Origin of the sequence: Paenibacillus sp. FSL H8-0175, from assembly GCF_045040615.1 — a bacterium.
Lineage (GTDB): Bacteria > Bacillota > Bacilli > Paenibacillales > Paenibacillaceae > Paenibacillus_AQ > Paenibacillus_AQ odorifer.
The window spans coordinates 5,177,589-5,193,350 of sequence record NZ_CP150299.1; the positions used below are offsets into that span (position 1 = coordinate 5,177,589).

General features: G+C 50.3%; 10 protein-coding genes. 1 reads left to right on the plus strand and 9 read right to left on the minus strand.

Going from position 1 to position 15,762, the window contains the following annotated elements; all coding sequences use genetic code 11:
* Positions 1 to 62 precede the first annotated feature (62 nt).
* The 7 genes from MHH46_RS23190 to MHH46_RS23220 form a co-directional block, all read right to left on the minus strand.
* Positions 63 to 2,204, minus strand: coding sequence for an S-layer homology domain-containing protein (locus MHH46_RS23190; protein WP_076130277.1), 2,142 nt, complete (start codon positions 2,202 to 2,204; stop codon positions 63 to 65).
* A gap of 167 nt (positions 2,205 to 2,371) precedes the next feature.
* On the minus strand, positions 2,372 to 4,177 hold the full coding sequence (locus MHH46_RS23195) for a DUF4838 domain-containing protein (protein ID WP_076130278.1): 1,806 nt from the start codon (positions 4,175 to 4,177) through the stop codon (positions 2,372 to 2,374).
* Between the two features lie 26 nt (positions 4,178 to 4,203).
* On the minus strand, positions 4,204 to 5,364 hold the full coding sequence (locus tag MHH46_RS23200; protein WP_076194777.1) for an N-acetylglucosamine-6-phosphate deacetylase: 1,161 nt from the start codon (positions 5,362 to 5,364) through the stop codon (positions 4,204 to 4,206).
* Entirely contained in the window at positions 5,361 to 6,149 is a 789-nt protein-coding gene (locus tag MHH46_RS23205; RefSeq protein WP_405132517.1) for a glucosamine-6-phosphate deaminase, read from the minus strand. Before MHH46_RS23205 ends, MHH46_RS23200 begins: the two co-directional genes overlap by 4 nt.
* 37 nt (positions 6,150 to 6,186) lie before the next feature.
* Positions 6,187 to 7,749 carry an extracellular solute-binding protein gene (locus tag MHH46_RS23210; RefSeq protein WP_076194785.1) on the minus strand — a complete coding sequence of 521 codons (1,563 nt, stop codon included), beginning with the start codon at positions 7,747 to 7,749 and terminating at the stop codon, positions 6,187 to 6,189.
* Between the two features lie 43 nt (positions 7,750 to 7,792).
* Positions 7,793 to 8,662 carry a carbohydrate ABC transporter permease gene (locus MHH46_RS23215; RefSeq protein WP_076130282.1) on the minus strand — a complete coding sequence of 290 codons (870 nt, stop codon included), beginning with the start codon at positions 8,660 to 8,662 and terminating at the stop codon, positions 7,793 to 7,795.
* A 15-nt stretch (positions 8,663 to 8,677) separates the two neighbouring features.
* The gene (locus tag MHH46_RS23220; protein WP_081383385.1) at positions 8,678 to 9,658 is read right to left on the minus strand and encodes a sugar ABC transporter permease; all 981 of its coding nucleotides are present in this window, start codon (positions 9,656 to 9,658) and stop codon (positions 8,678 to 8,680) included.
* A 263-nt stretch (positions 9,659 to 9,921) separates the two neighbouring features.
* Here MHH46_RS23220 and MHH46_RS23225 point away from each other — a divergent pair, with 263 nt between their 5' ends.
* A complete protein-coding gene (locus tag MHH46_RS23225; RefSeq protein ID WP_076194787.1) occupies positions 9,922 to 12,210 on the plus strand; it encodes an AraC family transcriptional regulator in 2,289 nt (762 codons plus the stop codon).
* A gap of 76 nt (positions 12,211 to 12,286) precedes the next feature.
* On the opposite strand, the gene MHH46_RS23230 is transcribed toward MHH46_RS23225, so the two are convergent.
* Both MHH46_RS23230 and MHH46_RS23235 read right to left on the minus strand, forming a co-directional pair.
* Positions 12,287 to 14,290, minus strand: coding sequence for a beta-galactosidase (locus MHH46_RS23230; RefSeq protein ID WP_076194789.1), 2,004 nt, complete (start codon positions 14,288 to 14,290; stop codon positions 12,287 to 12,289).
* Between the two features lie 26 nt (positions 14,291 to 14,316).
* Positions 14,317 to 15,741, minus strand: a complete 1,425-nt coding sequence (locus MHH46_RS23235; protein ID WP_076130285.1) for a family 43 glycosylhydrolase — start codon at positions 15,739 to 15,741, stop codon at positions 14,317 to 14,319.
* Between the last annotated feature and the right edge of the window lie 21 nt (positions 15,742 to 15,762).

Sequence of the window (15,762 nt, forward strand, 5' to 3'; positions counted from 1 at the left end):
TCCTCTACACTGGATGTGATAACTCTATCTGAAGCTTATCATATCCCTGGACGTTTATTCCATTAATAGAAGGCTTCCGGGATTAATTTCTGCAGTCTGACTAAAATTGCCGCTGCCTGCTCACGCACCAGAATCTGCTTTGGATCGAAGCGGCCCCCGCTGCCGGTCATTACTTCATGTTCATTCACGGCCTGAATCGCCTGGCGGCTCGCCTCTGACAAACTGGAAGTATCGGCAAACTTCACACGGGCCGGGCTGCCGTACGTAGACAACCGGGCAGCTTTGGCTACCATAACCGCCGCTTCTTCCCGCGTAATACCGCGGTCCGGCTCGAACTTACCGGTTGGAGAGCTGATAATGCCCAGCTCCTCAGCCTTGGCGATGGTACGGCTGTACCATTTGTCCGCCGGAACATCCTTAAAGCTAGAAGTAGCCTTGGCATCGGGGAACTCATGCAATAGCCGCAGCAGCAGGGTCAGAAATTCAGCCCGGGTCAGCTTCTGCTTAGGAGCCAGCACATTTCCGCTGGCACTCACGCCCTGAATATATCCGCTGCTGAGCGCTGTTGCGATATCCAAACGTGCCCAAGCTGCGACTTTATTCGCATCCGTAAAGCTGGCCAATTCCGGGGAAGAGACATGCAGCGCAAACGTCCGTTTGGAAAGTGCTGGAGCGGCATCTTTACGGTATTTGGTGACTTGCACAGGATAGACACCGGGCTTCATGCCGGCAAATGACACCTTTCCCGTGCTGTCAGCCACTACGCTTTTTCCTTGAAGTGTCACAGTAGCGCCGAAAGCCGGAAGACCGCCCAGCTGACCGTTTGACTTGGTGATATGGAGGGAAAACGGCATATTGGCGCTTGCGTATCCACCCATTTCCTGGCCGTTTTTATCTTTCCATTTCACTTCCATCCGGTCAAGCAGTTCTGTATCGTCCGCGTAGTAAACAAGCAGCTGATCCCCATTGCCTATCGTCAGTCTGTACGGGCTATTCTCAGGATACATCCATGCACTGCCCCCGCTGAATACAGCAATCTTCCATTCTCCGCGTCCATTGTATCGCCCGTTCTGAATCCCCTCGATAGCTGTGAAGGCCGGTTTAGCTGCATCCGCATTCAGCTTATACGCCAGACCCTTCGCCTGTAAAAAAGCTGCCGCTGCCTTCACAGCATCTCCGCCAACAATATGCCCCCCGGCAACGGTGCCACCGGGTCCTTCGACCTGAATCGTTGCCCGGTCAAGTCCAGCATGATGCAGTCCGCTATACAGCATGCCAGCCTGCTTGGACAGCAGCTTATAGGAAGTCAGGGCAAGATAGGCTTGCACAGTTGCGGGACTATCGTTCCCTCCGCCTGCTGTCTGTGTAAAGCCGCCACCCGGAAGCTTCCGCGCCAGCAAATGGTCCAGCAGCGAGGCTCCGCCTTCCTTGGTGAAATCTGCTGCATCGCCCCCCTGCGAGGATAAAGCAACAATCACCTGCGCTGTCGTCGCAGTTTTACCATCGAACCCTCCGTCTAGCTGCTGCTTGCTCTTAAGCCACTGCAAAGCCTTCTCGATCGGCTGCGCTGTTTGTTCTGAACTCACTTCCGAAGCAAGTGCGGTTAGTACCCAGGCAGTAGCTACCAGATCTCCTTGCTTCTGCCCGGCCAGCGGCCAACTACCATCCGCTAGCTGCATATCAAGCAACTGATAAAACAGCAAATCGGGGTAACGGTTTGTCCGCTCCAATGAATTTGAAATGGAATTCTTCGAGGTAATATAGGCGGTTGCTACCGCTGCTGCCCCTTCCGAATCAATTCCGTCATGATTCATCAGGAATGGATAAAGATCAATACCAGCGATGTTGTTGATGTTGCCCCCCGCAGCACTGTAAGCCAGCGCTGTTCGAGTTAGCTCTGCCACCTTGGTGAACTTGCCCCGCTGTTCCAGAATCTTATCGGCAGTCTGCTCCAGATATCCCTTGGGCAGACTGCGCCCATTCTTGAAGAAACCTACGGCTGCTTCGTCCGGGAATGGCTGTATCGTCAGCAGCACATTCTGTGCCCCTTCCAAGGCACTCTGCATCTCCGCTGTGAATACCGCGGTTGTCTTTTGTGCCGGAGACGGCTCCGCCATTACCCTGCCACTCAGCAATACAAGCAAAATACATAATGCGGTAAGTGTAACCTTCCTTATAGTCCGGTTTATGGGTGTAGCTCTCATATTCATTCTCCTCCAATGTAGTTTGCTAGAACTTTATAAGTTAGACGCAGCGAACTGGGATTTTGTTCCTGAATATGTTGTAATATGTAGCTTCATCCAGCTATGAATTAAAAAAAGACCGCACAGCTACCCGCTTACACGATAGCCGTACGATCTTTTCAAAACTCTTATTCAACCTGAGCAAACCCCAGCTCACGGTATAATGTCCGCTCCAGATAATCGTGAAGATAGAAGCGGGATTTCACAAAATGCTCCGCCATATCGGATGGCTGGTAACGCTCCAAAGCCGCTTTCATGCGAGGCAAAACGTTCTCACGTCCGCGGCGATTTCGCATGTAATTGTTCAACAGCGAGTGCCTTTCCGCTTCGTCTCCCGGATAGAGCTCCCAGCGGTAGACATATTTGTGGATCGCCCGCGAACGGTCCGTCGCCGCTTCAAAATCATGCATAATGGCAATCAGCTCTGCTTCATCCTTATGATCCTTCACCTTGTCCAACAGCTTCCAGATAACATCATAATAATCTTCCAGCTGATAATTCCCGAGCTGTGCGTGACCTGTTCTAGGATCGATGCCATGGAACTGCTCCATGAATCGATCGATAAATGTTGCTGAGTCCGCTTTGCGGTTCCAGGCCAAATCGGCGTGCAGCAGCATCGGATACCACGTCGTCTCAAAGATCCCATAAGGAACACCAAGGCTGAACGGCCCTGTCCAGTTCGTGGCGACGATGCACCCGAGGTCCAGCTTATCCGCTGTCTCCGCCCATTGGAGCAGATTATCCGTCCGGTTCAATAGTACCGGATAATTCTGATGTTCAGCCCAGTCAAAGCTGCGAACCGCCGGGGCTCCCATAACCTCGATGCCTAGTGACCTGAATTTATCCGTAAGAGAAGAAACCTCAGCTTCAATATTACGTCCGTTGTATATCCAGATCATCGCCGCACTCCGCTTATCCAGCTTTGCCAGTTCCTCCGGCGGGCATTTGTCCAGCATGTCATGCCAGAAAATCGCTTTTTTACCACGGCTGGCTGTATATTCAATCAAAGTGTTCAAAAAAGCGATAAACGCCCGCTCCCGTACCCCTCCGAACAACGTTTTACAGCGTTCGCATTCACATAAGCTGTATACCTCGTCACAGCCGAGGTGGATGTAGCGGGAATCCGGATGGGCATCCATCATCTCCTGTAACAGATCGGTAATCAGCTCGAAGGATTCCGGATGCGACGGGCAGATCTCCCCGAGGGATAACTCCGTTTCGCGCAAGTGCCGCCAAGCGTCGTGGCGGAGTACATACTCCAGATGCCCGAAACTCTGCTGCAGCGGAATGATCTCAATAAAATATTCTTGGGCTGTGCGTTTCAGTTCCTCTAGCTGTGTGAGGCTTAACGAATGCTGAGGATGCACGAATTCCGGGTACTTCTGGAACGGGAATTTATCTTCGTATTCAATCAGAACCGCATTCGTTTTATACCGGGCAAAATCCGCCAAATACGATAGCAGCAGCTCTGGCTTGGAAAATGTCTGGCGAAGATCAAAGTTCATCGCCCGCAAGGTAGTGTCAGGCCAGTCCGTGATAGACACAGCAGGAACTTCCCCTACTGACTTACGCAGTTGTAGTAACGTTTGTAGCCCGTAAAACAGGCCCGGCGCATCCAGTGCACGGATTACCACCCGGCGCTCCGACACCTCCAGCCTGTACCCTTCCGCCCGGCCGTTAAGCAATTTCAGATCCACTTCATCTGGCTGTGCTCCTTTCGTTTCTGGCTGCGAGAGACTCTGAAGAATAAGTGAATATCCTTTTCCCGAGATAACCTGTGTACATTCCAGCTCCGGAAACGAGCGGCGGCAATGAACCACCAGTCTCGGATCATGCTGCTCCATGTAGAGGCTCAGGCTTACATCCTCGCTGAATTGAAAAGCTTCGCCCTCTTTCACTTGGATCTGCTTCGGTTGCGGTATCAAGCTCTGCATCGTTCTCCTCCTAATCTTCGCTGTAATTAATTACTGCAAGCCTTGCTATGACCCTTTTTCCAGCATTCCAGCACGGTAAGTGTCCTGTCGTCATAGCAGAAGCTCACGAGATCGGCAGGTGCTCCAGCCCTAAGCCCTGCCGCCTGCTCCAGCCCCAGCAAAGTAGCCGGATGAGCAGAAGCACAATCCCAGGCTTCATCCAGCCGGGCTAATCCAGCCTCCGCAAGATAGGCCACCTGATCTGGAAGCATCATGGCGGAACCTGCAAGCAGCTGCTGATTGCCAGCCAGATGCAGCCGCCCTTCTGCTGTTAATACAACCTCTCCACCAATGTGCAGGTGATAAGTTCCCGGCGGCATTCCGCTCAGTGATACAGCATCGCTGACCAAGATGGTGCGGCTGCGCTTCATCCGTAGGATTACTTTCAACAGAGCGGGTGGTAAATGTTGACCATCTGCAATCATACAGCCGTATAGTTCATCCGCCGCCAGCTGCTCCCACAAATAGTTGGGATGACGGGGCAACGTCAGATGTGTGCCATTGCCGAGATGCGTAGACATCACCGCTCCTGCGGCAACCGCCTCCCTAATCTGCTCGGGGGAAGCTGCCGTATGCCCTATAGAAACAAGGATGCCTGATTCACTGCACCGGGCGATAAATGCAGCGGCGTTTGGCCATTCCGGGGAGACGGTGAGGATACGGATAAGCCCTTCAGCCGCTTCTTGCCAGCGGCATAACCTATCCCAATCCGGCGGGCCAATATGTTCCCTTGGATGGGCGCCGCGCGGACCCTCTTCTGGTGACAGAAAGGGACCTTCCAAATGAATTCCTACAATCCCCCCAGCATCTTCCGGATACAGCGAAGCGGCTTCTGCAATGGCAGAGACCGCTTGAGCCAGCGCTTCTTTGCCATTAGTAATCAGAGTTGGACAATAGCTGGTTACCCCGTTTCCTATCAGAAGTCGGGACAGTTCCAATACCGTTGCAGGCTGTAAAGGCAGCGTGTTGAGATCCAGCCCCCAGCCCCCGTTCACTTGCAGATCCACCAACCCGGGTGCCAGCCAGGGCCAATCGGCCCTGGCTGGACTCTCCGCAAGTTCGGTGACCGAAGTGATTCGCCCCTGCTCGACACTTACCTCAACCGGCCGCCCAGTTTTATAGTGCTTTCCCTTAATTGGCGCGTTCATAGGCCGAAGGCAGCCCGATCCGTGAACATCGTGATCTCCGGATGGGTGCGCAGAATAGTAGCTGGACATGCCGTGCTGATCGAATCATGAAGTGCCGCGTGTAAAGCCTTTCGTTTGGACACTCCCGGTACAATTCCGTACAGGTGACGGCCAGCCAGCAAGGCTGGTACCGTAAGCGTCAGCGCATGGGTTGGCACCTCGTCCAGCGAGGTAAAACAACCGTCATTCACCTGCTGGCGGCGGCAGGCTTCCTCCAGTTCGACCGCTTTGACCAGCTGCGGGTCGGTAAAATTAGCGACTGGCGGATCATTAAACGCGATATGCCCGTTTTCCCCGATCCCGAGGCAAACGATATCAATAGGCTCCTCGCTCAACAAAGCCGAATATCTCTGGCATTCCTGCACCACATCAGCGGCGAGACCATCCAGCAGTTCTACCCGGCCAGGGTTAACCCGACTGTATAGCCGATCTGTCAAAAAACGGCCGAAACGCTGGGGAGCCGAAGCCGCAAGGCCGATGTATTCATCCATATGAAAAGCATTGACCCGGGACCAATCCATCCCCTGCTCCCGCACCAGCCCCTCGTACAGTTCATTTTGCGAAGGTGCGGCAGCAAACACAATTCGGACCTGACGCGCAGAATCTTGAAGCAAAGCTCTAATTTTCTGCGCAACCTGCGATGCCGCCGCAGCGCCCATCAGGTTACGATCTTCATAAACCTGAACGGACATCTGCTCTACTCTGTGTGTCTCTAAAGGCTTAATGATGTCATTCATCCCGCTCATCCTTTCCGGGCAACTATTGTCCTTGGCACCAGACAGATTAATTCCCGTTTAACTGAATGTTCTGAACACGGTCGTAAGCTTCCTTATAAGTAGCCAGCAGCTTATCCACGCCGAGATTGTTCATCTCCTCCACATATTTGTCCCAGTCGGCCAGCTTTCGGGAGCCGGTAACAAACTTGGCAAAGCTTTCATCGCGGTGTTTTTGGATCGCCTGGCCGGTTATCGCAATAATTTCATTCTCTTTCTCCGTAAATGCAGGCCGTGGCTGCATCATGGACGGATCATATTTCGTCGCTTCTTCAAAGGCATACTTCAAATTGTCTGAGAACAACGACAGATGTGCACCAAAGTCGATCCAGGTGTACGTTCCGCTAGTCTGAAGTCCTGTCTGCTTCCGCATTTCGATCACATCGTTGTACTCTGGTTTGAACTTGATCGTGTCGCCTTCCTTCACATATGTCTCACCCTCCACGCCCCAGCTGCTGAGCGTACGTCCCTCTTCGGAATAGAAAAAGTCCATATAGCTCATCACATCATCGATGTTCTTCGAGGTTGAAGCCACGGTTAAGCCACCTTCCATATAATGAAAATACGGGTTCAGTTGCTTGCCGCCGGCAATGCCCGCTGGAGGAGCCATAAACTGCATGTTGAACTCCGGATTTTCCTGCTGCATCGCATTGTTAAAAAAATCGATCCGGCTGATGTAATCAATGGTCACAAACGATTTGCCCGTGGATACCATGTCCTGCCATTGCTTAGTTTGCAGAGATAGAAAGTCGGGCGGAATCAGCCCTTCGTCATAAAATATTTTCCACATGCCAACCATTTCCTTGTAACTCTCTTCCGTGGGTCCAAAAAGCCACTCTTTTTTATCAAAATCATAATAAGCCCCTTCACCCGTCCCGTAATTCACAGTCATATTGGCATTCATTTCATCCGGAATTTGTCCGTAGCGGATTGAAAGCGGATAGCTGTCCGGATATTTCGCCTTCAAGGTTTTTAGAGCTGTATGCAGCTCCTCATATGTGGCTGGTGCCTGGATTCCTTCTTTGTCAAAAATGTCTTTACGGTATAACCAGATCATGCGGTTCGTCTCGCCAAAGCCCTGATTCGGGAACATATACATTTTGCCATCAGCAGATAGTGCAGCCTTCGCTTCCTCTGGATACTTCTTTACCCAGGCGGTCAGATTCGGCATTTTGTCCATATACTCCATCAAATCCACCAACGCACCCTGTTGCCCGAATTTATTCGATTCTTTGCGGTTAGGCATATACATCAGATCCGGCATTGCCTTCGAAGCAATCGCCAGGTTCAAGCTCTCTTCAAGCTTCCCTGAAGGGGTCTGCACCTCGAGTGTGACACCGGTTTTCTCCTTCAGCCAGCTCCAAATGGGCCAGCTTTTCGAATAAGGGAACGTAGCATTGTTGTCTAAGAGCGCAGTGAAGGTTTTTTCCGTTTTGGACGAATCAGTAGGTGAAGCGGTACTGCTGCCCTGAGTATTACTCTGCGACGAGGTGTCATTGCCCCCTCCGCTGCAGCCAGTTACTACGGTTGCTGCAATCACCAGTGGCAGCAGTACAGATTTCCATTTGTTCATTACGATCTCTCCCTTATGCTGAATTTTTGACGGTTCCACCCGCCTATCCCTTAACCGCGCCAATCATGGCCCCCTTAACGAAATACTTCTGTACAAATGGATACACAATCAGAATCGGAAGCGTCGAGACCATAATCGTCGCGTACTTCAGCGATTCTTCTATCACCATGTTGTCACCTCCAATGCTAGTAACATCTCCCGAGCTAGCACTGCCAGCCAGCACCAGATTGCGCAGCAGAACTTGCAGCGGGAACAAATCCGGTGAGCGCAGGTAGAGCAGCGGGTAAATAAAGTTATTCCACATGCCAACCGCGTAAAAGAGCGCTATGGTGGCGAAGGAAGCCTTGGAAAGCGGAACAATAATACGGATAAATATGCCGATATCATTCAGTCCGTCGATGCGGCCAGACTCCTCCAGCTCTTTAGGAATGCCGGAGAAAAAGGTCCGCATCAGAATCAGATTCCAAGTGCTAACCGCCCCCGGCAGCACCATGCCCCATACGGTGTCGACCAGATCCAGGGAGCGAACCACGAGGAACGTGGGAATCATCCCTCCGCTGAAAAACATCGTCACCACAATCAACAGGGTGAAGCTCTTGCGCAGTGCCATATCACTGCGTGAGAGTGCATAGGCACCCGTGGAGGTGACCACCAGCGAGATAAGGGTGCCAAGCACGGTGTAAATGAGTGTATTTTTGTAAGCCACCCAGATTTGCGAATCTCCGAGTACAAGCTTATACATATTCAGGTTAAATCCCTTAGGCCAAAAAGAAACGGTATTCTTCATGACATGCACATCACTACTGAGAGAGACAGCGAGCATATGCAGGAACGGATAAAGCGTGACCACCACAACCACGAGAAGGATAAAAGTGCTCACGACATTAAACCAGGATAAACGGGGTGATCTCATCACCACACCTCTTTTCTACCATAAACTTGTCTCGCTTACACGGCGGCTGATGTAATTTGCTGTATAGATGAAGATCAAGCTAATCACGCCCATAAAAAGATCAATAGAAGCGCCATAGCTGAAGTTCCCCTGCACCATACCCACCCTATAGACATAAGTACTGATAATATCCGCTGTGTCGTAGATCGCCGGGTTCTGCATCAGGAACACCTTCTCGAAGCCAATCTCGAGCACTTTACCGATATTAAGAATCAAGGTGATCACGATGGCGGGTGAAATGCCGGGCAAGGTGACATGCCATATTTTACGCATGCGGCTGGCTCCGTCCATATCAGCGGCTTCATACAGCTGCGGGTCGATAGCGGTCAACGCGGCCAAGTAGATAATGGTCTCCCAGCCGATATGCTGCCAGATCTCCGACAGGACATAAATACCGCGGAACAATCCAGGATCGTTCATGAAATTGATCGGTCCAATCCCTATGGCACCAAGCAGATTATTAATCAGCCCTCCGGTTGGGGATAAAAACATGATCACCATACTGGCAACAATGACATTTGAGATAAAATGTGGAAGATAGCTGACGGTCTGCACAACTCGTTTGAAAGCAGCCTTGCGCACCTCATTAAGCAGAATCGCCAGTAGAATGGGTGCCGGGAAGCCAAAAAACAGCTTATATAAACCAAGCAGAAAAGTGTTTTTCATCAGCGGCCAAAAATCGGGATTCTCTATAAACATCCTGTAATATTTGAGTCCCACCCAATCACTGGCCCAAATCCCTTTAAAAAGATTGTAATCCTTGAAAGTGATAACTAATCCAAACATCGGTGCATAGCGGAAGATCAAATAATACAACAGGCACGGCAGGAACAGCAGCCAGAGCGCCTTGTTTTTATTCCAAGTTCGAAGGATTCCCGCTTTGTGGCGTTGAGGTCGTTGGGGTCGCCGGTGCACTTTCTTTCGCATTTTGTCCTGCACTACGCTAGCTTGAGCCATATGCATGTCTCCTCTTGTTAAAATGATCATAAATCATATAGATGTCAGATTACTTCCCCCTTTTTCCTGGGATTTGTCTCCGAATTATAGCTGCATTTCTTTGGAAAGCGCTATCTACATGTTATATAACATTTCGCCTTAACTGCGGATTTCCATAGAATAGCGTACAAATCAGCAAAATTGCATATTGTTGGTGTTAGCTTTTTGCCGCTATGATAGAATTAATCCAATTCATTTACGGGTGCATCCAAAGGGGGATACATATGAAGGGATCCGTTACAGGCAAATTTGCGCTGAATGCCCTGTTCGTTAAGCTGATGCTAAGCTTCCTCAGTGTCATCTTGATTTTGGCATCATTTAATCTGTTCTCCCATCTGTATTTAAGCGGCAAAATCTATAAGGAGATGATCCGGCAAAATGAGCTTGGCCTCGCACAAACGGTCGAAGGCTACGAAAATCATTTCCGGTTGACCCAGAACATGATTCTTGCCCTCACCCAATCCGATTCATGGACTGCCAATCTGGGCATTCTAAGCCACCTCAAAGAGAACCGACGATATGATATCCCGGCAGAAGTGATATCGGATCTCTCAACGCTGTATGCTAATCCTTTTCTGCATATCGAAAATTTCATTCTTTATTTTAAAAAGGAAAATTATGTACTGGAGAGGGAGGGCCTAAGCAGCGCCGCAGATATGTTCGGTAAATACTACTTCAGTGCAGAATACCCTCCGGAGTACTGGAGCCGGCAAACGATGGATAATCAATTTTTAAAAGTCATGCCCGCCGTAACCTTTACCGAGAAAACCATACATTCCACCCGTACGCTCGGAAGGTTAATGCCAGTGCTGGTCAAAGCGATTCCTTATGAGGAAGTGTACGGCATTGTCATGCTGAATCCGCAGCTGATGCAGGCCGCCTACGGAGATGCCGGCAATACCCCGTTCTATATCCTGGATGCGCAGAAGAATCTATTGTTCTCTACATCAGAGGGTAAACTGCAAACAAGCCAGCTTCCGGAAAGTGGCAATGCCCATGAGCGGGTCGGAGACCAATATTACTTCTATGAAAAAGGTAAACAGACTGGATTCACCTATATCCGAGTGACCCAGGTGGCGGCTATTGCTGCGGAAATGCGGGGGATGCAGCTATTGCTGGCTGTATTACTCTCTGCCGCAGTACTGATCAGTGTTCTCTCATCCCTAATCTTCAGCCACCGGCTTAACCAACCGCTCCAGCGCCTGATTTCCGCCTTGGACCGTAAGGCAGGCAGCCGGCCTGAAAAATTGAGCAGTGTGAAGGAATTCGCCATTATTGGCGACCGCCTGAGCTCCATTTTGGAGAGTAACCGCTTCATCCAGACCGATCTTGATCATAAGAACTCATTGGTGCGCCAATATGCCTATACTCATAAAGTGAAAAATATCCCGCTGAGTAAAAGCCTCGCGGAGCTTGAAGATGTAAGGCAATCCGAACAGCCCTATGCCTCCATTCTGTTCAAGGTCAGCTTCAAAACCTTACCGGACGAATTGGAGAAACACACACTGATGTTATGGAAGCTGGTTCAAAACTTGATCACTGGTGGTGAAAGCGAAAGCGTCGCACTCCAGCCGGAACATGATCAGCTCATGCTGCTCCTGTTCAATCCCGGACCGCAGAGCAGTTTTCTGCAGGCTCTTGATACCCTTAAGGAGCTGCTGGATTCGGAGACATCCTTATATCTGACTATTGCTGTAAGTCCGGTATATTCAGGCGAAACCTCATTTACCGATGCCTACAATAATCTATCGATGTTGTTAAATGAGCGTAGATTGAACGGGGAAACACAAATTATCGTAGAACCTAGAGCCTCATCCGCCAAATCCTTTCATTTAAAGGTGACACACGGAGAGGAGCTGCACAATCTGCTGCAGTCTGGCAATGAGGAGGCTGTATTCGCTTGGTTGGATCGTCAGCTGGAGCAGCTGCAGCACAAGGACGCGGCGGCGGCGGATTTTCGGGCATTTGCCTTGGGAGCAGCGGAACAGACAAGCAAAACGGTGACGAGGCTGAATCTGCCCCAAGCGGAAGCGGAGCGTCTCTTACCACCGCGACTAGAGCCATTTAACGCTTTCCACTCAATGGATCAATACAAGGAATGGCTGCGTGATCTGGTTCGTCCTGTGCTCGTGGTCATCAGTAGCCGCTCGGAGTCGCGCGACCCCATTATCAGCTTTGTACTGGATTACTTAGACAAACATTACGGCGAGGACATCAACCTCAACCTAGTAGCAGACAAGTTAAATTTAACTCCAGGTTACCTGTCCAGCATTTTTAAAGAGAAAACAAACATCAACTTCAGTGAATATCTGAACAATCTGCGGATTGAGCGGGCCAAAGAGCTGCTAATGAATCTGGAACTGCGGATTCAGGATATCGCGCTTCAGGTCGGTTATCAGAACGTAAATTCCTTCATCCGTATGTTCAAACGTTGTGCCGGAATAACTCCGGGCGAATACCGCAAGCGCTATTCCCGTGATGGTTCACTCCCCTCCTCCGGCCTTGGCTTGTAAAGAGGCTACATTGCAGAGGAGAGGACAAAAAAGGCCCCCCATTGGCTGGGGGCCTTTTTGTTGTAAAGATTTGCAATCAGAATCCCGTTTTCGGAATCTCCATTGGCACAATATTATAGGGCGCTGTCATACCCGTCCGCACCTGATACATCTGGTCATGGGCCTTTCTCGCTGCTTGCACGAAAGGTTCATATGGACGGTTGCAGACATCCACTACACCGATTTGATAGTTTTCTCCGTCATAACGTCCGAGCACAGGCTGATCATTCCATTGAAAATAATGAACTCCGATGAGCTGCGGGATGGCTGCCCCCTGCTCCACATAATAACGGTAAGCCTCACCGCGCTCCTTCTGGGTTGCCACCGCACGGATCCCATAAGCCAACATGCCGCCTTCAGCCGCACCAAAATGATATTCCCCAATCATGACTGGTTTGTTCAGTCGTCCGCTGATCTGGGCGATCTGGTCCTTGTCAGGACTGAACTGATAGCAGTTCATAGAGAATACATCAAACCATTCGCAGCCCTCCAGCACCTCATCACTGCCAACCCAGGCATAACGCATTCCCAAATTCAGATGATTCGGATCCGTCTGCTTGCAAAGACGGGCTGGCACTTCTACATACCGTCGAATCATGATCCGGTTAAACTGGTTATAATCCACTTCTCGGGCAGAAGTGAGATTATCCCCGGTTACATTCACATTCGATACATCGTATAAATCCTCGAATTCTTCAAAAACGCTATCCCACGCCATGTTTAATCGTTCCACTGTTTTGTACTTTTCTGCAAGCCAGCGAATGAATTCCTTCTTACTGGCATAACGGACCGGAGATTTCAGCATCTGCCCGGTCAAATTCAACCCATCCACGAATGCCCAATGCGGCTCATTACGCATGAAATAACCGACCATTCTCTGGTCTTCCCTTAATGGAAGAAGCTGCTCCGCAAAGCTCCCGGCATTCCGCTCATACTCCGGGCTAAACACATCCGGGAAATCCCGGAAAATAGTTTGCTCCGTCATAGGAAAGTCTACTAGAGGATAAACATACGGAAGCTGGGATTCGTTGATAAATCTATCATTGGACCAGTTACCGATGGTGTTGAATCCCCATTGTTGTAAGCGAAAATCCGTCATAGCCACCCAGTTAGAGCGCCACTCCGCCCCAAAAGCAGTGATCAGATTAGCAATCTCGAAGCTGAATTCCTCGCCATCCTGTGACCAAGCTTCTTGATAGATTCCTTCCCGCTCCGGCAATGAGGGTATCAAGTGTTCCATGCCAGTTACATGCATAGAACAAGCTGGACCCACACAGTCCATCCCCGTACTGAACAGGGCATAACCCTCTGGATCAACGAACCACCAGCGGCTGCCGTCAAACTCCGTGCGGAAATATCCAGTTGCCGCGAATCTCAGCGCCTTCCAACCTCCGTACCTGCTGAGGTCACCTCCATTGTGATCAGCATGTTCCGCAAGTTTCCGCTCTGTGCGCAGCCGATCCGTCATCGCTTCTGCATCAACCGTTTTCCCTGGCCAATCCCTTCCCTTTAATTGGCCCAGATCATCTATATATGGTTGCTGTTCATACTCAAAGACGGGCTCAGTTAGACTTAGAGCCAAGCCACTAATTTGCACAGCTCTACTTGTTGTTGAAGGGAGAGTAGCGATAGAGAATCGGGTGATATGCTTGCGATCGATGCCTGCATCTCCCCTCAGTACTGTCTGCATCACACCCGGATAACGGGGAAGGAACAGCTTCTCACCATTTAAATGAATCAAGGGTAAACAAATTTTCGTGCGCACACCGGGTAAAATTCCTACATGATAAGTAATGACGCGATGATCCCGATCATAAAAACTGAATAACAGCACCAGAACGTCACGGCTTTCATGGTAAACCTCCGCATTAACGAAACCATAATCGCACCAAGCGGCGGATTCCAGATGCCCTGACTGAAGCTCAAATCCACCACCTTCTGGTGTAGTGATGAACTGAAACGCCTCAGAGGAAGTCGCAGTAAGTTGTGTATGGGGGTCACTTTTAAACCATTCCATAGGGAAGGAGACAGATAAACTCATCGGTATACCTCTTTTCTCTAAACTGTTTACCTTACTGAAATCAGTTGAAAAAGCTGCGGGTCTGCACCTAGACGGGGATCATGGCAGCGTTTGGATTCAAGAAACACACAACCCCAGCCCCCACGCTGTTCTCCTGCTACGGTAAGAACTCTTCCGTCATTGCTCCCAATAGTCAGTGAACCTGCTTCTGTCTCTGTAAGCAACCATATAAACTGATCTTCGTTGTCACGAATAGGCTCCAGCAGCAAGGAATTCAACGGGCCAATAGATAAGGCCTTTTCACTGTTTCGAATTCTCGCCCTACCCTTCTCCCCGTATTCAACCGTCCATCTCTGCTGCTGATCTTCATACGAAAGCGTCCGGACTTCGACGTTCAGGGTCTCCTCATGTTCAATGGATTGATTTCCCGCCGCCAGATAAAGCCCCATTCCTAAGCTTTTCAATCTGAACAGACCACTACCAGAGCCGCATTCCACAGCTACGATTCCCTTCCTTAGGTCAATCACCGTTCGCTCTGCCCAGTCAAGCTTCATTTCCCGGTCAGAAGGAAAGCCGAGCGGCAGAAATACATAGGAAGAGGCATAATAATCCGCAGGGTCCCAGCGATCCCCAACATACAGGTAAGAGCACTGGTCATTGTCTGTTCCTACAATAGGAACTATAAAAGCAGGCTGGCTGTCGTATGTAGTGATGTCGCCCAAAGGCAGCAAGGGTGACCAACGACCAAATAATTCCTCGGACCAGGCATAGGTTCCTTGGTTAGGCAACCAGCCCGTACAGGCGGACGAGATGAGGAAGTATACACCCTGACGTTTCATTAATGCAGGTGCTTCACGCGCTTGTCCGGGCCACAAGGTCTTGACCTGTTCTTCTATGCTGAGGTAATCAGGTGACAGACGATACATAATAAGATCAGCATTTTCCCTTGCCGCGGAGATAAAATATGCCGTCCCATCGTCATCCTGGAACAAGGTGCAGTCCCGAGACATGTTACCTATCGGATTAAAGCTGCCCCGGTAAACATAATCCCCATCTACCGTCCCGCAATCAGCGATCGCGCAGCGCGCATCAGAGTAGTCGCGTCCATTTTCCCAATGCATCCACATAACAAATCTCCCTGTAAGTTTGTTGTAGAGTACTTTTGGGCGCTCAATTACCGCACCCGTTGGGCGCCCCTCCCTGTCCAAGGGTTCAAGCTCTAATGTGGTGCGATGATAAATCGGCTGTACCGGTGAATCGAGTGTGAGCACATCATTGCGCCATTCCCAATTCACTAGATCCACAGATCGGTAGCAGCTCACTCTCCGCCGATCCATCCGGTTCTCACCAAACCAGTAATAATATCCATCCGTATAGAGCATATGTCCACCATGTGCATGTACAGGATTTCCGCTCATATCCAGAAGTGGAGCGCTATTTAGTAGGGTGACTGTACTCGCATTTTCGTCCATGATTAACCTCCAGAGGATCAG